This window comes from Nakamurella sp. UYEF19, from assembly GCF_040546275.1.
Classification (GTDB): Bacteria; Actinomycetota; Actinomycetes; order Mycobacteriales; family Nakamurellaceae; genus Nakamurella.
The window spans coordinates 12,093-33,232 of the sequence record NZ_JBEPNO010000035.1 but is presented as its reverse complement, the minus strand read 5'-3'; the positions used below and the strand labels follow the sequence as shown (position 1 = coordinate 33,232).

Genomic DNA, 21,140 nt, shown 5'->3' with positions numbered 1-21,140 from the left:
CGGAAACGCTCACCGGACCGGTGTTGGCGGCGCAGTCACCGGCTGCGACGATGACTGCGCCGAGGGCTGGCTGGTCGGTTCCTGGTCGGCGTCCTGCTCGCCCAGCTCGCGGGTGACATCGCTGAGCCACGACGGCTTGCGTATGCGGTAGATGATCAGCGGCGCGACGCTCAGGACAACGGTGATGGCCAGGATGATGAACGCGTTGGTCCAGCCCTGATACCACAATGTGGCGATCGACGAAGCCAGGACGGTGATCAAGAAGACCACCATCACGGTCCATGCGAGGTGTGTGTTGCCCATGTGGAAGGTCCGCTTCAGCGTCGGTTTGGTTGAGCGGAGTCGCAGGATGCCGATGGCCATGAGGACGTAGACGACGATGTAGATGATCGCTGTCGCGGTCACCAGGAGCAGGAAAGCGTTGTTCACCCCCGGGATGAGGATGAAGATCAATGCGAAGAAGGAGATGACCGTGGCCTGCGTGAGCAGGACGGTGGGTGCGATGTCGAATTGGTTGGTCTTCCAAAAGCGCAGCCTGGCCGGGTAGAGGCCCCGACGGGCGCTGTCGGTGATGGTCTTGGATGGGCCGGACGCCCACGCCGATAGCTGCACGATGACACCGATGAGAACCGATGCGGCGAAGACGTTCCCGAGCCAGGTGGGCAGGCCGAGGATCTTCAGGATGATCACTGGCGCCTGGGCGATGTTGTTGAGGTCGATGGTGCCAAGCGGGATGACGTCGGCGGTGACGAAGGCCAGCAGCGTGTTGAAGGAGAACATGAAGATCAGGGCCATGAATATTCCGCGGATGTAGGTCTTGGCCGGTTTCTTCAGCCGGGGGATGTAGACCGAGGACATCTCGATACCGGTGTAGATGAACACGATGGAGGAGAAGAACGCCAGGGTGCTCACCGATTTCGACGAGAACGGCACCAGGAGCCGGCCGACCGACCCGGTTCTGACGGCGTCGTGGGTGATCTGGCCGCTGCCGAGGTAGCCGTCGGCTTTGATGCCGACCTTGAACAGCGCGACGATTCCCAGGATGACCAGGAAGGCGACCGGCAGGTAGAGCCCCAGGATGACGCCGATCCGGCCTCCGATGCGGGCCATGTCGAAAAAGAGGTTGAGGATGGTGATCGTCCAGTAGGTGACCAGGATGCAGATGAGCGTGAACATGCTGTTCGAGCCCAGGTGTGGATCGCCGATGGTGACCGCGACCAGCGGCGAGACCACCGATGCGACCATCACCATGCCGGGGAACATCTGCACCCACAGCAGCCATGAGGTGACGAACCCCCACCGCGGCGACAGGCTGTTGGTCACCCACAGCTCGGGTCCGCCGGCGCGCGGGAACATGCCCGCGAACTCTCCGGACATGAGCGTGATGGGCAACGCGAACAGCAGGGTCGCCACCAGCATGTAGAAGAACATCGTCCAGCCGGTCGCGGCGACGTCGGGGATGTTGCGGACACTGGAGACCAGGGCGACCGTCATCCCGAAGAAGGTCAGAACACCGACCGGCTTGAGAGACTTGGCCTTGGCCTGTGTCTTGGCGGTCATGAGGTCAGTACTTCGGCCAGGCGTTGGCTGAAGGCGGCCTTGATCGCGGCGGTGTAGTAGGTGAACAGCTCGTCGGAGTTCAGGTAGGGGTCCAGGATGGAGGCACGGAGAAGGGTCACCGACTTCACCCGTTTCCACTCGGTTTCGTCGAACCCCAACGTTTTGATGAACGTCACCGGGCTTTCGCCGTAGTCGTCGGTGGAAAATGTGGTGTGCGAGGTGATGAAGATGTTGTTGTACTCCGGGCCAGACAGGTAGGACGACAGGTCGTAGACCTTCTGGTTGAGCTCGTTGACCTGGGTGAGGGAGACCATGTCGTCGGCTTTGAAAACCCAGTCGACCATGTTGAAGTCGGGTTTGTGCAGCGGGAACGCTCGCACCACCCGCCCGTCGATGATGAACGTGAGCTCCTTGAGGAAATCGCGGAAGCGGTGGGCCGTCTGCATGCCCGAGGCGACCAGGCGGCCGTAGCCGGAAACATCCAGTGGTAGGCAGCGGTGGGCGGCCCAGACGGCGGCGGCGGTGGCGCCGGCCCGGGACCCCTCGAGGGTGAACGCGCCCAGCATGTCCGGTGCGGTGACCGCCTTGTCGAAGACGTACGGAGCGAAATAGGAGATGACGTTCCGCATCTTCTTCAACCGGATGGCGATGCCACCGGCGGCGTAGGGGACGTAGCCCATCTTGTGCGGGTCGACCGTGACCGACTCCACCTGCGAGATGGCCTTGAAACCCTGGTAGACATCCTCGGCCACGCTCACCTCGTGGGAGAACACCCCGTGGCTGCGGTGCAGGTCTGCGAGTTCTTCGTAGTCGACGAACCGGCCGTCGGTGTCGAAGAACAGGGACCGGGCGTAGCCGCCGTAGGCCGCGTCGCAGTGGATGTAGAAGTAGGTGCCTGATTTCAGCATCCGTTCGCGGAGGGCGACGATCTTGTCGACCTCATCGACGGCGCCTTCTTCGGTGGTACCCACGACGGTGACCAGGCCCAGAATCGGTGTGTGTGAACGTGCGAGCTCCTCGACCGTCGAGGTCAGGGCGCCGATGTCCATGCGGTAGTTCTCGGACACCGGAATGGCGATCAGCTGGTCCAGGCCGATCCCGATGATGTCGGCCGCCTTGAGCCAGGAGTAGTGCTTGGTTTCCGGCACGATCCACTTACCCAGCCGTTGAAGGTCCCGACCCGAACGGGAAGAGGCAGCTTTGACCTGGTCGTACTGCTCGGGTGTGAGGGTGTCCAGCGCGTCGAGGATCTCCTCGACGCTCATGTTGAGCAGTTCCCACTCTGACTTGCCGGCCACCGTCTCGGGCAGGGTAGAGGCCAGCGCCAGTGGGATGGATTTGAGGGAGCGGGCGTACCACAGTCCTTCCAGGTTGGCGATCGACCCGTCCGCGCAGAGGTGGCCCCAACCCCCGGGGAACCCGAAGAGCTTCGCGAAGTCTTCGCCGACCTCCGCCTCCATCTGGGAGGTCGCCATGGACGATTCGAGAGCAACATTGTTGGGGTTCCACAACATCGCGAACGTGTACGCCAAGATTGCGGGCATCAGCGTCTCGGCGTTCATGTGGCCCCAGTAGCGCCCCGCACTGTTCCAGGGCACCGATCCCCCGCGAAGCCGCTGCGACAGATCCGCCATCACCTCACGCAAGCGTTCCTGGGCCGCGACGTACTCAGGCGTGCTCTCGTCCCGGACGGCGATCCCCGGCCGGTCCCCCGGCATGTAATTCTCACGCCAACCGAGGTGTTCGTCGACAAGTTGTCCGAGAAGCTCCTTGAAAAGTTTGCCGTTCTCGGCCTGGTCACCGATGAAAAGTGCCCGGTAGTCCAGGTCGCTCATCGGTGCCACCTCCTGACAGTTCCCTGGCCGGTCAGGAAAACCTGCGCGCGAGGGGCACGCCCACTCCCCGCGACGGCGTCGCAGCTACTGCTGACGATCCGGCTGGCGTAGGCGGCAGCGCCATTGCCAGGCCGACTCAGAGGCGTTCTTGTCATGCGAGGATTCCTATTCACGAGGTGGGGGATGCAGGAGTGGGTTCGCGTCGCGGACCTTGATGCAAAGATTGAGAACGGTATGGGTGTCGCGGTAACCCTCAGGACGTACTGCCGGTGGTCCGGTCGGGCCTGGTAGGCGGCTGAGCAGATCAACGAAGAGTCGCCGGCCTCTACAACACTCCTGCCACGCATCTACGGACAAAAACTCCGACGGCCAAGTACAATCGGATACCTCGTCCGCCACAGTCGGATACCTACGCCCGCCACAGTCTATTTTCAGGTCGGCGGCCCAGATGAACCGGAACTAGTCGCTTTTCACTCGACCGAACATTTTGTCGAGGAAAGGGGCCAACTGGTGGCGAACAGGATCGAATTCAGCGTCGGCAGCTTGAAACGGGTTCACCATGAGAGGATCCGACCGACCTGGATACTTCAATTCATAGGGCTCGGCACCCGGACTGACCGCCTGGGTTGGTTCCTCTGCAATTTCATCCATGGGCTTCTTCCTCCTGGGTGATACGGCCACCGATGGCCGCCTGCCCCGACGCTGATTTTGCTGTCCGGTAGCAGGCTCGACAGGGTCGAAAGTCCCTCCTGAGCCGGGCAAAATAGTCCGCCCGAGTTTTCCGGCCCCGGCGGGGGCTGCCCTCCCCAGCGCCGAACCCTTCGGCGACCGGGCCGGTGCCCAACCGGACCGTGGATCCCCCACCGCCGGGTGCGTCCCTGACCGGGCACCGCGCCGGAGGGAAATCGTTGGCCGGGTGTGGGTATCGCTGCCTGCCATCAGTGGGGTGCGGGAAGTGGCGGCACCCGGGGCGGGCCTGGCGTTGCTGCGCAGTTCGGACTCCACCGCCGCCTGCACGTACAGCTCGAACCCGTGGATGTTCCAGGCCCGGCAGTGGCGAATCGCCTTGATCAACGCCGATTCGGCCAGTGCTTCGGCCTGCGGTTGGTCCAGGCCGTGCGCCGGGGCAGCGTTGTTGGCGACTGCCTGTGCGGCCGGCAGGTAACACGCCACAACGGCCCTCTCGGCGGTGTCCAGGATTTGCGGGTCGTAGTTGGCCTGGGCCTGGTCCAGGGCCGCCCACACCTGCGGCCAGCTTCTTCGGTCGGCGCGGAGCGGCGCCCAGGACTGACCTTGCGGCGGGACCGACGGCATCTCAGACTGTCCGAGTGCGTAGCGCGATGCGGCGATGTCCTGAGCTGGTCGAACAAGGGGCGGATTGACTGTGATCAACTCGCGCCGATGAGCAGACGCCGTGGTTGGTCCCGGCGCGGCCGGCGCCGGGGTTTGTGTCGACGTGAAGGTCGGCGGCGGTGTGGCGGCATCGAGGTTCGTCATGAGTGTTCGGCTCCGTCGGGTGAACTGGCGGGAGTTGACCCGGGCCGATCGCTGGGATCGGCAAGAGGTGGCAGCCCGCGGTGCAGTTGGGTGTGGTGGGGGCACCAGCACGTCGTGTGGCGGCAGTCCAGTTTCATGTGGGTAGAGGAACTCCGGTTGGGCCGACTGCCGAATCCCCGGCGGCGGAGCAGATCAGGAAAACACTTGGGGAGTCTCTGGATGCGGTGAGCATGATGCTCACGAGATCGTGGCCGTGGGGCAACGAGGGCGGTTCCAGACCGGCAGGTCCTCTGCACCTTTGAGTGTGCACCCGTAGCAGACAAAGTCCAACATTTTTCCTGCCCCATCCGCGACATGCCCCAGCGCTTCAGGAACTCCAGGCGCGTGTCGCCGCCAATATCACGCGACGGCGCAGGAGCTTTTGGCCTCCGTGGTCGGCTGGCAGTGCTTCCAGGTCGGTACTTCGGCGCACCAACCGGGTCTTTGTACCCTGCCGGGATCCTTCGGCGCCGGAGCAGACTGACATCACTACGCACCAGATCCAAGTCATCCACCCGCCGTCGATGGTGGCATGCGCCGCCCGGAGTCGTGACATGAATTCTTTCGCAACCGTCCTCATCATCCTCGTCATCGTCGTGTTGATCCTTGCTGCGGCGTCGATTCGCATCATCAAGCAGTACGAGGAGGGTGTCCTTTTCCGGCTCGGCAAAGTTATCGGGGCCCGCAAACCAGGCCTGCGCCTGATCATCCCCATCGTCGACGTGCTGCACCGCGTGTCGCTCCGGATCGTCACGATGCCGATCCAATCCCAAGGCATCATCACCCAGGACAACGTCACCGTCGATGTGTCGGCCGTGGCCTACTTCAGGGTCGTCGACCCGGTCAAATCGGTCGTCGCGATCGAGAACGTCTACTCCGCCATCGATCAGATCGCCCAGACGACGCTACGTAAAGTAGTCGGCCAACACAGCCTGGACCAGACGTTGTCCGAAACGGACAAGATCAACCTCGACATACGCAAAATCCTGGATGTCACCACGGCCGACTGGGGCGTCCAGGTCACCCTGGTAGAGCTCAAGGACATCCAACTGCCGGACAGCATGAAACGAGCGATGGCCAGGCAGGCGGAGGCCGAGCGCGAGAAGCGCGCGAAGATCATCAACGCCGAAGGCGAATCGATGGCCGCCGCCGCCCTGGGCGACGCCTCGGACACGATGATGGCGCACCCACTCGCGCTGCAGCTGCGGAACCTGCAGTCCCTGGTGGAGATCGGCGTCGACAAGAACACCACCGTCGTGTTCCCGGCCCCGTTGATGAGCACCATCGCCGAATTGGGTAACTTCCTGGCCCGCGAATCCGCCGCCGCCGGATCGGGCGGTCCCAGCGCGGGTCCGGGCCCGGTGGCAGGTTTGTCCTCCGCCCCGGCGGTGCCCACCAACGGCCACGCTGATCTGGCGAAGCGATGAACCGACTGGTCCCGGTGCCAGTCATCGAAGGATCGGCGCGGTTCGCCCACAGACCACAAGAGCGATCACGTATCCACAGCCCAGGACAGGACAGTTCATGACCGTTAGCGAAAATTCAACCCTCTACACCCTCGGCGACCGCGGTCAGACGGTGAGCGGATCAGCGAATGATGTTCGGGGCCGTGAGGTCAAGGACAAGGACGGTGCCGGTATCGGCAAGGTCGCCGATCTGCTCATCGACGAGCAGGAGCAGAAGGTCCGCTTCCTGCTGGTCGAACACGGCGGATTCTTGGGCTTCGGAGAGAAGAAGACCCTGATACCCGTCGACGCGGTCACCAAGATCACCGAGGGCGAAGTCCATGTCGATCAAACGGGCGAGCAAATCAAATCGGCGCCCGGCTATGACCCGAAGCTCATCAACGATCGGCCCTATCACTCCAGCCTGTACAACTACTACGGGTATGGGCCGTACTGGGGCGCCGGTTATGTCTACCCGCTCGGTTTCGGCGGTATCGGTATGGGTGCGTACTGATGCCACCTGCGGTCCCGCTCGCTGCTGCCGGCGCAGTCATGACCATTTCCTTTGGTGCCGCCGCCGGGTAGGGACCGAAGGTCGGATCAGGACCAGGCGTGGGCCATTTGCGCACCATCTTTTGCACCGACACCGAGTGAACCAAGGTTTCCCCCTCAGGCCGGTGGGACATCCGAAGCGGGCTCCCTGAGGGAAGTTGCTCGGACGATGTTCGCGTGCACGAACAAGAAGTCGGTTCGGCGCGGAGAGAACCCGTCGCGGCGCTCACGGCGTTGAACGAGTTGATGGGTCTGGAGCGGCGGATCTACTGCGCGCCAACTGGTACCGCTGTCGTGGACAGGGATACGCATCAGAACGACTGTACGGACTGACCATCAGATGCGATGCATACCTCACCACCGCTCAGTTCCCCCCTCGGGGCCACGGCGACCGACCTCTCACGGTCCTCCAGTGGCACAGTGACCTCCACCTCTCGCGGATGTAAAGGGAAATTCCGGAGGGGTGTCGGTTTCTCTTGTCACCATTTCTTGGACCGGAGAGGGCAGTCGTGTTTCACGTTGCCGAAACGGGACCGATGGGTCCCCTCGATCCACTACACCTTGCTCGACCGCTCAGTTGCTGTGGGCGCACTGGAGGCGGCCTTGGGCTTTGAGGTCTCAGCCAGGCGACTCGGTACTGCCGTATCGCCGTGCACCACCAGGACGGGGCAGCTGGCATGTTCAGCACATTTTGTGCTGACCGAACCCAGTAGAAGTCCGGTGAATCCGCCGTGCCCTCGGCTGCCGACCACCAACATCGTCGCGTGCAGCGCATGTCCTATCAAGACGGTGGCCGGGTCGCCCTCGCAGACGATCAGATTGATCCATGAGGGTCGGCCCGCAGGCACAGCTCCGTCGACAGCATCGGCGAGGATCTTTTCCATATCGGCCTGCGGGTTCCAGTCGGGAATGACACCCTCCCAGCCGGTCATCGTCGGTTCGTACCAGGTCCCGATGACATCAAGGGCGGCGCCGAGGCCGGCGGAGAGCGAGATCGCCCAGCGCAGCGCTTGCTTGGAAGATTCGGAACCATCAACGCCGACGATGATCCGGCCGTTTGATTCGGTGGTGCTGGCGACAGTCATGAGTTTCCGATCCTGTCGTGGAATTCTGCGGTCATGGTCATGGTCATGGTCATGGTCATGGTCATGGTCGCGGGCGGCGAGTTGATCGGCGAGGGCGCATCGTGATTGGCGCAGTGAGCGCACCGTCCCACGACTTTCCGGGCAATTCCGGGGACTGGACGGGGCGAACGGTCCGCCGTACGTCCCAGCCTGGCGCTCACCGTATCCGGCCGACTCGCTCGCCATGGTCGACCGGGACCCGGTCCTTCCGAGATTGATGTCGGATACCTGAAGGAGTCCAACCCCATCAGTGGAAGGACCTCCGTGCGATGCAGGGGGTACCCGCCGGGTTCGGGAACTGGCCCGGGTACGCGAGCCGACGTCACCGGTCTTTCACTTGTCGGTGTGGAGCGCGCGGCGGCAGCGACGGATTTCCTGGCCGCGCCCCGCGGCGGCTGGTAGATCGGCGAATGGTGAGCGGTCGATACCGGGGCACCGGGACAGCAAGACGCTTCCGATGACCGTGACACCCAAGGGTGCCGCCGGCGTCCCCGGCGGCGTCGTTGACCGCTGAGCCGACACCGGTCTCGGCCGGCGGCAGCACCCTGCTGGATGAATTCTCTCGCCGGTGTCGAGGGACAGACCCAATCGCATCAGCACCATAGTGAGAGGAAGGGCCCACGGCACGGCGTCCCTGCGATCAGCCGGGCGGCGGGTGGTGCGTGATTGCGCCGCATGCGCCTTCAGTCGCCAGGGGTGTGGCCCGGCGGAGGGCCGTAGATGCTGTGCAGCGCGTCGGGCATGATGTCAGTTGCGCTCGGTTCCTCCGGTGCGGTGTTCGAGTCGTCCCAATCGATCGGCGGGCCGGCGACGGCTCTGTCCAGTGGATCTTCCGCCGCGCCCGACCGCCTCATGGTGGGTGCCGGCTTCGGTGCTGCTTCGCTCATCGGTGAGCCTCCTGATCTGACAAAGCGGGGTAACCGGGGGAGATAGGTTCTTGGTGCCCCAGCGGCCGGCACGAGGCCAATAAGGTGGGCATTGAAGTCACCACTATCGTTGAATCATATTGCTCAGCCGTTGGGCTGACCGGCTGGTGTTCGCCCCTTCGGCTACCACCTCATTTGGACTGCATTGTTGCTGGATGCGCTGGTACGCCTTGAAGGGCCGCCCGGCTCGCTTATCAACCTGAATTATGATGGCGAGGTAGCGCGATGGGTAGGGTCGAAGGTCCCTTGAACCGGGCGGCGAGGTCCCTCTGTGCTGGGCGAGTTGGGCGGGTCGTTCACCGGGCAAGTGGTGGAAGGATTGTGACCGACTACCCCGCCGGGCGGCGGAGGTACCTTGAAATCGTGGAAGAAAAACCGGAAGTGCGCATCGGCACCAGCGAGCGTGAGCGGGCACAGACCGCGTTGATCGAGCACTTCAGCCAGGGTCGTCTGGTCATGCCGGAGTTCGAGCAGCGTTCCAGCATGACCGCTGCTGCGCGCACGGTGGCAGACTTGTCTGCGGTGTTCATCGATCTGCCCGGCGGCCTGCCTGCTGCACTGTCGGCGCCTGGGCTGGAGTTGGGCCGGCCAGTGCGGAGGACAGTCTCCTGGGGTGCGCTGCGAGCCGGCCTGGGTCCGGTCGTGGTCGTGCTGCTGCTACTGCTGGGCCTTCTTACCGGCCACGGCTGGCTGTTGGTTCTCATCTTGCCGCTGTCCGGAACTACGCATAGCAGGAGATGGGCGCATCGCCCCAACCGCCTGGACGGGTCACGCTTTCATCTGCGCTGATCAGTGGACTCGCCTTCGATTTCTGACCGGCACACCGTTTTGGTGTCAGCACGCTGCCAGGTGAGATCCCCTTCGTCGTGCAGGGCTGCGCAGCGTGCCTCAGTTTGACAGCAGTCTTCTCCTGAAAGAACAGCATCATCGGGCGCGTCTACTGTGGCGGTAGGAAAGGTTTTTTGTGCGCCAACGTCGGATCCGCGGCCTCGTCAAAGCTAACTCGGCATTCACATATGGGATGACTTCGGCTGGCCGGTGAGCTGGTGGAGGTCACACGGCCGGCATTTGTAGGCGACGCGGCCCGCGGGCGGGCTCAAGCGGCGCTCGACGTCTGGGACGCGGTCTCGTCGCTGCCGATTTCGGAGCGTTCGACGAGGGTGGCGGTGGGCCAGGTTGGAGGCGATCGGTACATTGGCGCCGAAGCCCCGCGGGGGATCGGTGGCCGTGCGAGCGGCGGCCCCGGGTATACCGCTGGGGTGGAGCCCCTGGATGATCATCAACTCGATCGGTTGCTTAAGCAATCCTGGTCCCGGACCGACTGGGCACAACTACTCAGGGTCCGGCGACGTCAAGGGGCTGACTGCCAGGACCGCCTCGTTCACCGAGGAGAACAGATTTTGTCGGCCGATTCGTTGCAGGAGGTCGGACCGGCCGAGTCCGGCGCGTACTCGACCGCCGGTTCTGGCCATCACGAACCGAACACCGTCGCGGTCCAGCTCGTCCAAAACCTGATGAAGTACCAGGGATCCGGTGTAGTCGATATCGCTCATCCCGATGGTGTCCAGGACAACCGCTCGCAGCGGTAATATGGTGCGGTCTTTCGCGGCGTCCAGTTCGGTCCGGAAACGTGCCGCATCGGCGTACCAGAGTGGGGTGGCGAACAGCACCACCAGGACACCGGGCAGCTGCGCGGTACGCTCGGCGCCGCTGACCGGGGTCCAACTGGTGGCCCCGATAATCCGGCCCAGGATGTGCAGCGCGGGTCGGTCGGACAGCCGGGTGCGATCCAGGATGGCCAGGGCGACCGCGATCACGATGCCCTGCTCTACGCCGACGAGCGCAACAGTGAACAGTGTGACCATCGCCAGCGCGAATTCGAAGCGGTCGAATTTGGCGATCGCAATCAACTCCCGAACATGGAAGATCTGGCCGGCAATAAAGATCAGTACAGCGGCCAGCGTGGCCAACGGTACGTCCTGCAGCAAAGCGGCGGCCGGGATCAGCAGCACCACGCCGACCGCAGCGGCAAGCCCGGCCGCCTGAGTTCGTCCAGATGCCGAGGCGACCGCCGCGGTTCGCGGTGGGCTCGCGTTCACCGGGAAGGCGCCGACCAGCCCGGCGACGATACTGCCGGCACCGACACCGAGAAAGTCACGGCCAACCTCCACCTGATATCCACCCTGACCGGCGAAAGCCGAGGTGGTCACGGCGCTCTGACTGACAACGACCAGCGCAACCACACCCGCGATCGGGGCCAGGCTGCCCAGCACAGACCACGACAGGCCATGCAACCCCAGTCGTGGACCGCCATGGGCCAGAGCGCCCAGCACCGCAACGCCGTGGCCGTGCAGATGCAGGGCGCCGACCAGGACGGCGGACAGGACCAGCCCGACGAGCGGACCGGGTACCCGGTGATCGATCAGGTGCCCCAGCAGCGCCACGACGAACACACCGACACCGATACCCAGCGTCCACCAGTTCGTCAGCTGCAAGCTGGTGAGCACAGTCCCGATCCGGTGCAGGATGCCGCCGCCGCCGCCGGGCAAGCCCAGGAGGTCGGGCAGCTGCCCGACGACGACGATCACTGCCACGCCTCCCAGGAATCCGCTGATGATCGGAGCGGATAGGAACTGGGCGATCCAACCGAGCCGCAGCACACCCACCAGAGCCACGATCAGTCCCACCATGACGGCCAGGATGCCCACGTCGGCCAAGTAGACAGCCGACCCGGACGCCGCCAGGGTGGCGACCCCCGCCGCGAACAACGGCGCAATGGTTGAATCGGCGCCAACCGACATCTGAGGATTTGAGCCCAACAGCGCGAACATCAACGAGCCCGCCACGAAAGCGTAGAGGCCGGTAATCGGGGGCATACCGGCCAGTCTGGCCGTGGCCAGCTGCTCGGGAAGGGCAATCGCCAGCAGGGTGAGCGCGGCGCCCCCGTCACCGACGGCCCACGACATGCGATAGCCGCGCAGGGAACGCAAGACCATCGACGGCATTCGCACTACCTGCAGTGCTCTATCGCTCTGACCGGACAAACATTTGGTGAACAATAGCTTGCGAACCGGGTGGGACCCTACCCCTGTCCCGACCTGGCCAGGTCGGGACGGGAAGCTCGGTACGGCGGGGGCCAGAAATAGCACAATGAGCTGGGAATCACCGTCCAGCCCATCGCCTGCGCGGTTCTTGCACCCGAGTCTTCCGGAGCCAGAAATACCCCGCACTGCTCGACGCGGTGGCCGACGGACTGCTCCCACCCGGAGCTGGGCAGCGCCCAGAGCGGGGAGGTTACGTGATGCCCCAGAGGCATTGGCGGCCGACTGCTGTTCGTGACGCGTTCTGCTGCCGCAGCTGACGCCGGTGAAAATCGACGACATCCGCAGGGTCGACGGCGTGGTGAGGATCTCCGCGCAGGGCGCGGGCAGCGCGACGCGTCCGGTGCGGGCGTCTGTCGAGGCGGGTGCACAGCACCTGCCGCCGCCGGTTGGCGGATCGGCCGGCCAGCCGACGGTGCTGTGGCCGACGGTGCGGAGGTTATTCTGCGGTCAGGATGACTGCCGCGCCGCAACGTTCGTTGAGCAGATCCCGGTCTGTTCGAGCAGCCCGCTCAGCCCGCCGCCGGTGGTCTTCGGGTGGGTGTGGAGCCCGATCAGCATGAGCGCCGCCAGCAGCTCACCGCACCTACCGTCGGGCAGACGAGAGTCATTGACAAGTAATGAAAAACCGTTCGGTAGACACCCGGTGACCGCGGCTGCGAGGTGAAGGACAGGGACGGTGCCCGCGCCGGAATGGCCCGGCCGACGTGAGTGCTTGACACCGGCGGCCCGGCGGGGTCACGCTTGCATGGCTGGGACTCAGCCAGCGTGGAACGGATTCGCTGCACCTTCGTCGCGAACCTGGGAGCGTGCATCGCTCGTCGCCGCGCACGGTCACACGTTCACCCGAAACCACCGGGACGTCCCATGCTTCAGCATTCAGCGGTCTTGTTCGTACCTCCATCGTCTACTGGTGTCCGGTGAGCCTGACCGTTCGCGAACACCGCCTGCTCGAGCAGATCGCGGTCGCTTTGACGGTGACCGATCCCGCGCTGGCTGCCCAGCTGGCGCGCTGGCCGACCCGGCCGCGGTCCGTCGCAGCGGCGGTCACAGCCGTTGCCACTGCGATGGCCGTCATGATCGGTGGCCTACCGCTGACGTTGGCCTCGCCGGTGTGGGGTTGCGCATCGAGCATCAGCGGGTTCATTGCCCTGTCCGCCGCAACGATGAACCTGACCCGGTGGTGGTATCCGTTGCCCAGGTTGCTGATCCGGCGTCGCCGCGACTCAGGCTCGCCTACACCCGGGCAGTACGCAGGAGGAGGTAGCGGCCGATGACCAAACAGAAGTTGATCGTTGTCGGCATCGACGGCTCCGACGCGGCCATCGTTGCGTTGAGGTGGGCGTGCGGCGAGGCGATCAGCACCGGAGCCGCCATCGAGGCAGTCCATGCCTACCTACCCGCCGCGGGCCCATCACCGGCGGCCGGCGGGGCCAGGGCTCAATCATCCTCGTTGCTCTCACGGGAGGTGTGGGTCGCTCTGGCGGCCATCAAAGACTCACCCCCGATCCGGTTGAGCAACCAACCCGGAGACCCTGCTGCCGTCCTCATTTCACGATCGGCGCGGGCCGGTCTGCTGGTGTTGGGCGCGACCGAACCTAATGCCGGGGACGCCACCAGGGCTGGTTCGATCGTGGCGATCTGCCGGCAGGATGCGCGGTGCCCGGTCTCCGTCATCGACCCGGGCAGCCCGGCGGTGGCGCGGACCCTGAGCAACGCTTCACAGAAACATGGCCGGATCCCGCAAATACCCACACCGCGCCAGCCGGCAGCGGCCGGGGGCGGCGGGGGTATGCAACAACCCGCCGCAGTTGAACCTTTGGTACCTGGAGCCAATGAGAAGGTGCGGTGCTCGTGAGATGCGAGGTTGCCGCGCCGAACCCTTTTGAACCCGCCCAAAACCAGGAGCCCGAGCCGACGAGCGTCCACGAGGACCTTGCGATGCAGCGGTTGGCGGCCGAGTTGACTGCGTCGTTCCCGACCGCAACATTGGACCAGGTTGATCTGCTACTGGGTGGTCTGCGGGATATTTTCCGCGATGCGCCGATCCGCGAATTCCTACCGGTGCTGATCCGCCGCGCTGCCCGTGACCATTTCACCGGCCGGACAGTTCTTTCCTTCGCCGAAAGCACCAGCGGCGGCGGCGCACCATGCACAACCGTTGGGCCAGAAGTTTGCTCGGACCGTTCATCTGCACATCGGATCGGGCAGCCGGCGGTCATCACACAGCCGGTTGCAACTTTGTGGCGGGAAGGACACGCGCCGGGCCCTGCCATCCAGAAGCCACTAGTTCAACCCGCCGTCGCCCAGATCGCGGAGGAACTCCACCGCCACCTCTACCTCCCGCCCCTGCCGTCATCGCACTCCGGGTGCAGACGGTGATGATCGCGCTGTGCATCTGCCTGCTCGGCTGGGGCCCCGTGATGCTTCTACGCCGGGCCTTCAGGACGACAGCGGCGGGACCGGTCGCTGGCGTCGAGGATGACCCGGTGCAGTGGCCGCCGGCCGTGGTCCGCGGTGACTGGACCGCTCTGGATGAGCGGCAGTTGATCCGGCTCCTGGCCGACCCGTCCTCATGACTTCATCGACGGTCACGAGAACCGGCGGCCGCCGCCGCGGATGAGGCCGCCCGCGTCGCACTTCCGGGAGTGCACCCACCGTTACCCGCGATCCGCCGCTCATCCGCCGGGCTTCCACCTTCACCGACGTAAATCAGCAATGAGGAGCAACCCATGACCAGAACCCTCGAGCCCCCCGTGGCACTCACCGGGACGGTGGATCCGGCACTGTTGCGCCGGATGGATGCGTATTGGCGGGCGGCGAACTACCTGTCGGTCGGCCAGATCTATCTATACGACAACCCGCTGCTGAAAAGGCCTCTGGCGCTGTCTGATGTGAAACCACTGGTGGTGGGGCACTGGGGGACCACGCCGGGGCAGAACTTCATCTACGTGCACCTGAACCGGGTGATCAACAAATACGACCTGGACATGTTCTATGTCGCCGGCCCGGGCCACGGCGGTCCGGCGTTGGTCGGCAACACCTACCTGGAAGGTTCCTGGAGCGAAATCTATCCCGATGTCACCCAGGACGAGGCGGGGATGAAAAAGTTGTTCACCCAGTTCTCCTTCCCGGGCGGGATCTCCAGCCACGTCGCCCCGACCACGCCCGGTTCGATCCACGAAGGCGGCGAGCTGGGCTATTCCCTCAGTCACGCGTTCGGCGCTGCGTTCGACAACCCCGACCTGATCGTGGCGTGCGTGATCGGTGACGGGGAGGCCGAGACCGGTCCGCTGGCCACCGCCTGGCAGTCGACGAAGTTCCTGAACCCGGTCGGTGACGGGGCGGTGCTGCCGATCCTGCACCTGAACGGTTTCAAGATCAGCAACCCGACGGTGTTGGCCCGCATCGAGCACGAAGAACTGGATCAATTCCTGCGGGGCTGCGGGTGGGATCCGTATTTCGTGGAAGGTGATGACCCGGAGACGATGCACGAGTTGATGGCCACGGTTCTGGATCAGACGATCGAGGCCATCCACTCCATTCAGGCTGACGCCCGCGTCGGCGGGAACACGGTCCGGCCGCGGTGGCCGATGATCGTGCTGCGGTCGCCGAAGGGCTGGACCGGCCCGAAGGTGGTCGACGGCCTGGCGATCGAGGGGACGTTCCGGGCCCATCAGGTTCCGCTGCTGGTCGACGAGGACCATCCGGGCCATGTCGAGCAGCTGGACGCCTGGATGCGCAGCTACCGACCGGAGGAGCTGTTCGACACCGATGGGCGGCTGCTGGCCGAGCTTGCTTCGCTGGCTCCGCAGGGGGACCGGCGGATGGGTTCCAACCCCCACACCAACGGTGGTCTGCTGCTGCGCGACCTGCGCATGCCGGACTTCCGGGTCCACGCCGTCACCGTCCCCGCCCCGGGTGCGGTGACGGCGCAGGACACCCTGGTGCTCGGTGAGTTCCTCCGAGACATCGTTACGCTCAACTCCGATCAGCGGAACTTCCGGATCTTCGGGCCCGACGAAACGTTGTCGAACATGCTGGGGGCGGTGTTCGAGGTCACCGACCGGCAGTGGGAGGCCCGCACGGTCGATGGTGATGAGTTCCTGGCCCCGGCGGGGCGGGTGCTGGATTCGATGTTGTCCGAGCATCAGTCGCAAGGCTGGCTGGAGGGGTATCTGCTGACGGGCCGGCATGGGTTGTTCAACTGCTACGAGGCGTTCATCCACATCGTGGACTCGATGTTCAACCAACACGCCAAATGGCTCAAGGTCACCAAGGCGTTGCCGTGGCGCCGCGACATCTCCTCACTGAATTACCTGCTGGCCTCCCACGTCTGGCAGCAGGACCACAACGGTTTCACCCACCAGGATCCGGGTTTCCTGGACCACGTGGTGAACAAGAAGGCCGACATCGTCCGGGTCTACCTGCCGCCGGATGCCAACTGCCTGCTGTCCGTCGCAGATCACTGCCTACGCAGCCGTCAGTACGTGAATGTGATCGTGGCGGGCAAACATGCGATGCCGCAGTGGCTTTCCATGGCCGACGCGCAGGTGCACTGCACCGAGGGCATCGGCATCTGGGAGTGGGCCGGCAACGATCGCGGCGCCGAACCCGATGTGGTGCTGGCCTGTTGCGGGGACACCCCGACCCTGGAGGTGCTCGGGGCGGTGTCGATCCTGCGGGAGCACCTGCCGCAGTTGAAGGTCCGGGTCGTCAACGTGGTCGACCTGATGAAGTTGCAGTCGGCCAGCGAACACCCGCACGGGCTGCCGGACGGTGACTACGACGCCCTGTTCACCCGCGACAAGCACATCATCTTCGCCTTCCACGGCTACCCCACGCTGATCCACCGGCTCACCTACCGCCGGGCCAACCGCAACCTGCATGTCCGCGGCTACAACGAGGAGGGCACCATCACCACCCCCTTCGACATGCGGGTGCAGAACCGGCTCGACCGTTTCCATCTCGTGCAGGACGTCATCGAACGTCTGCCCCAGCTGGGCGCGACCGGGGACTACCTGAAGCAGACCATGGCCGACAAGCTGGTGGAACATAACCTCTACATCAACCGGCACGGCCAGGACCTGCCGGAGATCCGCAACTGGACCTGGACACCTACGCCATGACCACAGCGACGCTGCTCCCGGAGCCTACGGACCTGAGTTCCCTGGTGGAGACTGCGCAGTTGCTCGTCGCCGAGGACAAGGGTTTGTTGGCGATCGACGAATCGATCTCCACGTGCAACAAGCGGTTCGCCGCCCTCTGCATCGCCCAGGACGAACCGACCCGCCGCGCCTACCGGGAACTGCTCGTGACTACACCCGGACTGGGGGACTTCATCAGCGGGGTCATCCTGTTCGACGAGACGATCCGGCAACACACCAGCGACGGTGTGCCTTTCTTGACCGTGCTGACCGACGCTGGGGTCGTCCCGGGCATCAAGGTTGACCTCGGCGCGAAGCCGCTGGCCGGGCATCCCGGGGAGACGGTGACCGAGGGGTTGGACGGGCTGCGACAACGACTGGGCGAGTACGCCGGGATGGGTGCCCGGTTCGCCAAATGGCGGGCTGTTTTCACTATCGGCGCGGCGTCGCCCAGCCGGGCCTGCACACAGGCGAACGCCCACGCGTTGGCCCGGTATGCGGCGCTGTGCCAGGAGGCCGGGCTGGTCGCGATCGTGGAACCGGAGGTGCTGATGACCGGCGCCCACACCCTCGCCCGCTGCGCGCAGGTCACCGAAGACGTGCTGCACGAGGTGTTCGAGCAGCTGCGGACCCAGGAGGTCGTCGTGGAAGCCATGTTGCTCAAACCCAACATGATCCTGGCCGGGACCGACTGCGCCGAGCAGGAATCGAACCAGACGGTGGCCGCCGCGACGATCACCTGCTTGCGGCGGGCCGTTCCGGCCGCGGTCGCCGGCGTTGCGTTCCTGTCCGGCGGCCAGTCCGGTGACCTGGCCACGGCCCGCCTGGCCGCCATCAACGCAGACCCTGACCTGCTGCCGTGGCCGGTCGCGTTCTCCTTCGGACGCGCGATCCAGGAACCCGCCCTGAGCATCTGGGCTGGGCAAGACGCCAACGTCCGTGCCGCGCAACAGGCCCTGCTCATTCGGGCCAGCTCCAACCAGGACGCCCGCCGAGGCGACGACACCAACGCAAAAGGCCGGCCGGTGAAGACCGTCGGAACTCTCCCGCCGGCCCCGTCCCGACCGATCGAAGTCCACCTTCTTCCCCCCACTTCCAGAACAGAGCCAGCCTGATGACCACCCATGCCAAGCAAGCCGAGGCTGCTTCTTCGCCCGGTAGGAAGCCAGATCCACATTCGGACCCGAAGAATGATCTGAAAACCCTGCCGATGGCGCAGGTGCAGCAGCAACTCCAGAGCTCACCGGATGGTTTGACCCAGGCTGAGGCCGCGAACAGGTTGGAGCAGTACGGGCCGAACGAGATCGCCGAGCACAAGAGGAACCCGCTGCTGAAGTTCCTGTCCTATTTCTGGGGCCCGATTCCGTGGATGATCGAAATCGCGGTGATCCTGTCCGGTGCCGTGGGGCACTGGCCGGACTTTTTCATCATCCTGGTCCTGCTGATCGCCAACGCGGTCGTCGGCTATACTGAGGAACGCCAGGCCGGCAACGCCATCGACGCGCTCAAGGCGAAATTGGCGATCAATGCCCGCGCTCTGCGCGACGGCCAATGGGTCACCCCCGCCGCTCGGGAATTGGTGCCCGGAGATGTGATCCGGCTGCGGCTGGGCGATATCGTGCCGGCCGACGCGCGTCTGCTGGCCGGCGACGAGATCGAGGTCGACCAGTCCGCGTTGACCGGGGAGTCCCTGCCGGCGACCTGCCAGGCAGGGGATGCGGTGTTCTCCGGGTCGGTGGTCCGCCGCGGCGAGATCGGCGCCCTGGTCTACGCCACCGGCACCGGAACCTATTTCGGCAAGACCGCCGAACTGGTGCAGGACGCCCACACGGTCAGCCACTTCCAGAAGGCCGTCCTGAAGATCGGCAACTACCTCATCATCCTGGCCGTCGCGTTGGTCGCGGTGATCGTGGTCGTGTCGGTGCTACGCGGCGACCCGATCCTGACCACGCTGCAGTTCGCCCTGGTCCTCACGGTGGCGGCGATCCCGGTGGCGATGCCGACCGTGCTGTCGGTGACGATGGCCGTCGGGGCCCGGCTGTTGGCCAAGAAGAAGGCCATCGTCAGCAAACTGGTCGCCATCGAGGAACTCGCCGGCGTCGACATCCTCTGCGCAGACAAGACCGGCACCCTCACCCAGAACTCGCTGACCCTGGGCGATCCGTTCAGTTTGGAGGGAACCTCAGCCGCCCAGGTCATCCTGGCCGGCGCGTTGGCCTCCCGGGCGGAGAACAACGATCCCATCGATCTGGCCGTGCTCGGCGGCCTGGAGGACAAGACGGCGCTGGACGGCTACCAGGTGACACACTTCGAGCCGTTCAACCCGGTCGACAAACGGACCGAGGCCACCGTCACCGGCAGCGACGGCACCACATTCAAGGTCAGCAAGGGCGCCCCCCAGGTCATCCTCGCGTTGGCGCAGGACACCGCCAAGATCAAAACCATTGTCGACGCCGCGGTGGATGACTTCGCCGCCAAAGGTTTCCGTGCCCTGGGTGTGGCCCGCGCCCAAGGAAGCGGCGGCTGGAAATTCCTGGGCGTGCTCCCGCTGTTCGACCCACCGCGCGAGGACGCCGCGTCCACCATCGCCACCGCGAAGGCCATGGGCGTGGCCGTCAAGATGGTCACCGGCGACGCCATCGCCATCGCCAGAGAAACCGCCGGCAAAGTGGGCCTGGGCACCGACATCCTGGACGCCGCCGGCCTGGGCGATGTGAAGAAGACCGAAACCGCCGAGGTTGCGCACTCCATCGAAACGGCCGACGGATTCGCCCAGGTCTTTCCCGAGCACAAGTACCACATCGTCGACGTCCTGCAACAACGCGGCCACATCGTCGGGATGACCGGCGACGGCGTCAATGACGCGCCCGCGCTCAAGAAGGCCGACTGCGGCATCGCCGTCTCCGGCGCCACCGACGCTGCCCGCGCCGCCGCGGCGATCGTGTTGCTCACCCCGGGGTTGTCGGTGATCATCGACGCGATCAAGGAGAGCCGCAAGATCTTCCAGCGGATGAACTCCTACGCCATCTACCGGATCGCCGAAACGCTACGGGTACTGCTGTTCATGACCCTGGCGATCCTGGTGTTCAACTTCTACCCGGTCACCGCGATCATGATCGTGATGCTCGCGCTGCTCAACGACGGCGCGATCCTGTCCATCGCGTATGACAACGTCCGCTACGAGATGAAACCCGAAGCCTGGAACATGCGCCTGGTCCTGGGCATCTCCACAGTGTTGGGCGTGATCGGACCGATCGCCGCGTTCGGGCTTTTCTACCTCGGCGATCAGATTTTCGACCTGGGCCGTCCGCGGTTGCAGACCATGATGTACCTGATGCTCTCCGTTGCCGGGCACCTCACCATTTTCCTGACCCGCACCCGCGGGCCGTTCTGGTCCATCCGCCCGGCCCGGATCCTGCTCCTGGCCGTCCTGGGCACCCAGACCATCGCCACCCTGATCGCCGTCTACGGACTGTTCATGACCCCGCTCGGGTGGGGCTGGGCCGCGTTCGTCTGGGGCTACGCCCTGATCTGGGCGCTGGCCAGCGACCGCATCAAACTGCTTGCCTACCGCATCTTCGACCCCATCAGAACAACCGCCGACCCGGACACGAACAACCCGCCCAGCCAGACGGATTCCACGGGCCGCTCATCCGTCACCGCCCCGTCGGTTTCCGCCGCGTTTCACACCGACGCCGATCTGCGGGACCCGGTGTTCCACGACAACACCGACTGCCCCCACGGCGCCGAAATCAAGAGCCATCACCACGACCAGCCCGGCACCGGCCACCGCCGCCGCTGCGACTGGTGCGCCCAGCACGACCAGCCGCTGGTAGCCAACAAATGAAGGTGCCCGACGGACCTGGAACGAATCGATTGCCTGAATCAACCGACCGTGCGTCATGACAAGCAAC

The 21,140-nt window shown here is 64.9% G+C and carries 16 protein-coding genes; 10 read left to right on the top strand and 6 right to left on the bottom strand.

Going from position 1 to position 21,140, the window contains the following annotated elements:
* Window positions 1–9: 9 nt before the first annotated feature.
* The 3 genes from ABIB25_RS27120 to ABIB25_RS27110 form a co-directional block, all read right to left on the bottom strand.
* Window positions 10–1,560: an amino acid permease gene (locus ABIB25_RS27120; RefSeq protein ID WP_354531641.1), complete on the bottom strand. Its 1,551-nt coding sequence runs from the start codon at window positions 1,558–1,560 to the stop codon at window positions 10–12.
* Entirely contained in the window at window positions 1,557–3,395 is a 1,839-nt protein-coding gene (gene tdc / locus ABIB25_RS27115) for a tyrosine decarboxylase (protein WP_354531640.1), read from the bottom strand. Before tdc ends, ABIB25_RS27120 begins: the two co-directional genes overlap by 4 nt.
* Before the next feature lie 459 nt (window positions 3,396–3,854).
* The gene (locus tag ABIB25_RS27110; protein WP_354531639.1) at window positions 3,855–4,640 is read right to left on the bottom strand and encodes a hypothetical protein; all 786 of its coding nucleotides are present in this window, start codon (window positions 4,638–4,640) and stop codon (window positions 3,855–3,857) included.
* 845 nt (window positions 4,641–5,485) lie between these two features.
* Between ABIB25_RS27110 and ABIB25_RS27105 the strand changes: the two genes are divergently transcribed.
* Together ABIB25_RS27105 and ABIB25_RS27100 are read left to right on the top strand one after the other, a co-directional pair.
* The gene (locus tag ABIB25_RS27105) at window positions 5,486–6,358 is read left to right on the top strand and encodes a slipin family protein (RefSeq protein WP_354531638.1); all 873 of its coding nucleotides are present in this window, start codon (window positions 5,486–5,488) and stop codon (window positions 6,356–6,358) included.
* Between the two features lie 97 nt (window positions 6,359–6,455).
* Window positions 6,456–6,890 carry a PRC-barrel domain-containing protein gene (locus ABIB25_RS27100; protein ID WP_354531637.1) on the top strand — a complete coding sequence of 145 codons (435 nt, stop codon included), beginning with the start codon at window positions 6,456–6,458 and terminating at the stop codon, window positions 6,888–6,890.
* Window positions 6,891–7,482: 592 nt separating this feature from the next.
* Here the strand turns inward: ABIB25_RS27100 and ABIB25_RS27095 are convergent.
* Window positions 7,483–8,136 carry a universal stress protein gene (locus ABIB25_RS27095; RefSeq protein ID WP_354531636.1) on the bottom strand — a complete coding sequence of 218 codons (654 nt, stop codon included), beginning with the start codon at window positions 8,134–8,136 and terminating at the stop codon, window positions 7,483–7,485.
* Between the two features lie 599 nt (window positions 8,137–8,735).
* Window positions 8,736–8,939, bottom strand: a complete 204-nt coding sequence (locus ABIB25_RS27090; protein ID WP_354531635.1) for a hypothetical protein — start codon at window positions 8,937–8,939, stop codon at window positions 8,736–8,738.
* 360 nt (window positions 8,940–9,299) lie between these two features.
* Between ABIB25_RS27090 and ABIB25_RS27085 the strand changes: the two genes are divergently transcribed.
* On the top strand, window positions 9,300–9,767 hold the full coding sequence (locus ABIB25_RS27085; protein WP_354531634.1) for a DUF1707 SHOCT-like domain-containing protein: 468 nt from the start codon (window positions 9,300–9,302) through the stop codon (window positions 9,765–9,767).
* Between the two features lie 542 nt (window positions 9,768–10,309).
* Here ABIB25_RS27085 and ABIB25_RS27080 read toward each other — a convergent pair.
* Window positions 10,310–11,974: a SulP family inorganic anion transporter gene (locus ABIB25_RS27080; RefSeq protein ID WP_354531633.1), complete on the bottom strand. Its 1,665-nt coding sequence runs from the start codon at window positions 11,972–11,974 to the stop codon at window positions 10,310–10,312.
* 1,025 nt (window positions 11,975–12,999) lie between these two features.
* On the opposite strand from ABIB25_RS27080, the gene ABIB25_RS27075 reads away from it, so the two are divergent.
* The 7 genes from ABIB25_RS27075 (at window position 13,000) to ABIB25_RS27045 (ending at window position 21,073) form a co-directional block, all read left to right on the top strand.
* Window positions 13,000–13,356, top strand: a complete 357-nt coding sequence (locus ABIB25_RS27075) for a DUF3040 domain-containing protein (RefSeq protein ID WP_354531632.1) — start codon at window positions 13,000–13,002, stop codon at window positions 13,354–13,356.
* On the top strand, window positions 13,353–13,937 hold the full coding sequence (locus ABIB25_RS27070; RefSeq protein WP_354531631.1) for a universal stress protein: 585 nt from the start codon (window positions 13,353–13,355) through the stop codon (window positions 13,935–13,937). Before ABIB25_RS27075 ends, ABIB25_RS27070 begins: the two co-directional genes overlap by 4 nt.
* Window positions 13,934–14,461 (top strand): three-helix bundle dimerization domain-containing protein, encoded by a 528-nt coding sequence (locus ABIB25_RS27065; RefSeq protein WP_354531630.1) that lies wholly within the window; start codon window positions 13,934–13,936, stop codon window positions 14,459–14,461. The genes ABIB25_RS27070 and ABIB25_RS27065 overlap by 4 nt, the downstream gene beginning before the upstream one ends.
* On the top strand, window positions 14,449–14,658 hold the full coding sequence (locus tag ABIB25_RS27060; protein WP_354531629.1) for a hypothetical protein: 210 nt from the start codon (window positions 14,449–14,451) through the stop codon (window positions 14,656–14,658). Before ABIB25_RS27065 ends, ABIB25_RS27060 begins: the two co-directional genes overlap by 13 nt.
* Window positions 14,659–14,811: 153 nt before the next feature.
* Window positions 14,812–17,208: a phosphoketolase family protein gene (locus tag ABIB25_RS27055; protein ID WP_354531628.1), complete on the top strand. Its 2,397-nt coding sequence runs from the start codon at window positions 14,812–14,814 to the stop codon at window positions 17,206–17,208.
* Window positions 17,205–18,341: a class I fructose-bisphosphate aldolase gene (locus tag ABIB25_RS27050; protein WP_354531627.1), complete on the top strand. Its 1,137-nt coding sequence runs from the start codon at window positions 17,205–17,207 to the stop codon at window positions 18,339–18,341. The genes ABIB25_RS27055 and ABIB25_RS27050 overlap by 4 nt, the downstream gene beginning before the upstream one ends.
* Window positions 18,342–18,436: 95 nt before the next feature.
* A complete protein-coding gene (locus ABIB25_RS27045; RefSeq protein WP_354531626.1) occupies window positions 18,437–21,073 on the top strand; it encodes a plasma-membrane proton-efflux P-type ATPase in 2,637 nt (878 codons plus the stop codon).
* Window positions 21,074–21,140 lie beyond the last annotated feature (67 nt).

What these genes read in the sequence shown, in the direction of transcription:
- ABIB25_RS27120 (WP_354531641.1), bottom strand. Translation starts at nt 1,560, where the DNA reads ATGACCGCCAAGACACAGGCCAAGGCCAAGTCTCTCAAGCCGGTCGGT.
- tdc (WP_354531640.1), bottom strand. Translation starts at nt 3,395, where the DNA reads ATGAGCGACCTGGACTACCGGGCACTTTTCATCGGTGACCAGGCCGAG.
- ABIB25_RS27105 (WP_354531638.1), top strand. Translation starts at nt 5,486, where the DNA reads ATGAATTCTTTCGCAACCGTCCTCATCATCCTCGTCATCGTCGTGTTG.
- ABIB25_RS27100 (WP_354531637.1), top strand. Translation starts at nt 6,456, where the DNA reads ATGACCGTTAGCGAAAATTCAACCCTCTACACCCTCGGCGACCGCGGT.
- ABIB25_RS27090 (WP_354531635.1), bottom strand. Translation starts at nt 8,939, where the DNA reads ATGAGCGAAGCAGCACCGAAGCCGGCACCCACCATGAGGCGGTCGGGC.
- ABIB25_RS27080 (WP_354531633.1), bottom strand. Translation starts at nt 11,974, where the DNA reads ATGGTCTTGCGTTCCCTGCGCGGCTATCGCATGTCGTGGGCCGTCGGT.
- ABIB25_RS27070 (WP_354531631.1), top strand. Translation starts at nt 13,353, where the DNA reads ATGACCAAACAGAAGTTGATCGTTGTCGGCATCGACGGCTCCGACGCG.
- ABIB25_RS27055 (WP_354531628.1), top strand. Translation starts at nt 14,812, where the DNA reads ATGACCAGAACCCTCGAGCCCCCCGTGGCACTCACCGGGACGGTGGAT.
- ABIB25_RS27050 (WP_354531627.1), top strand. Translation starts at nt 17,205, where the DNA reads ATGACCACAGCGACGCTGCTCCCGGAGCCTACGGACCTGAGTTCCCTG.
- ABIB25_RS27045 (WP_354531626.1), top strand. Translation starts at nt 18,437, where the DNA reads ATGGCGCAGGTGCAGCAGCAACTCCAGAGCTCACCGGATGGTTTGACC.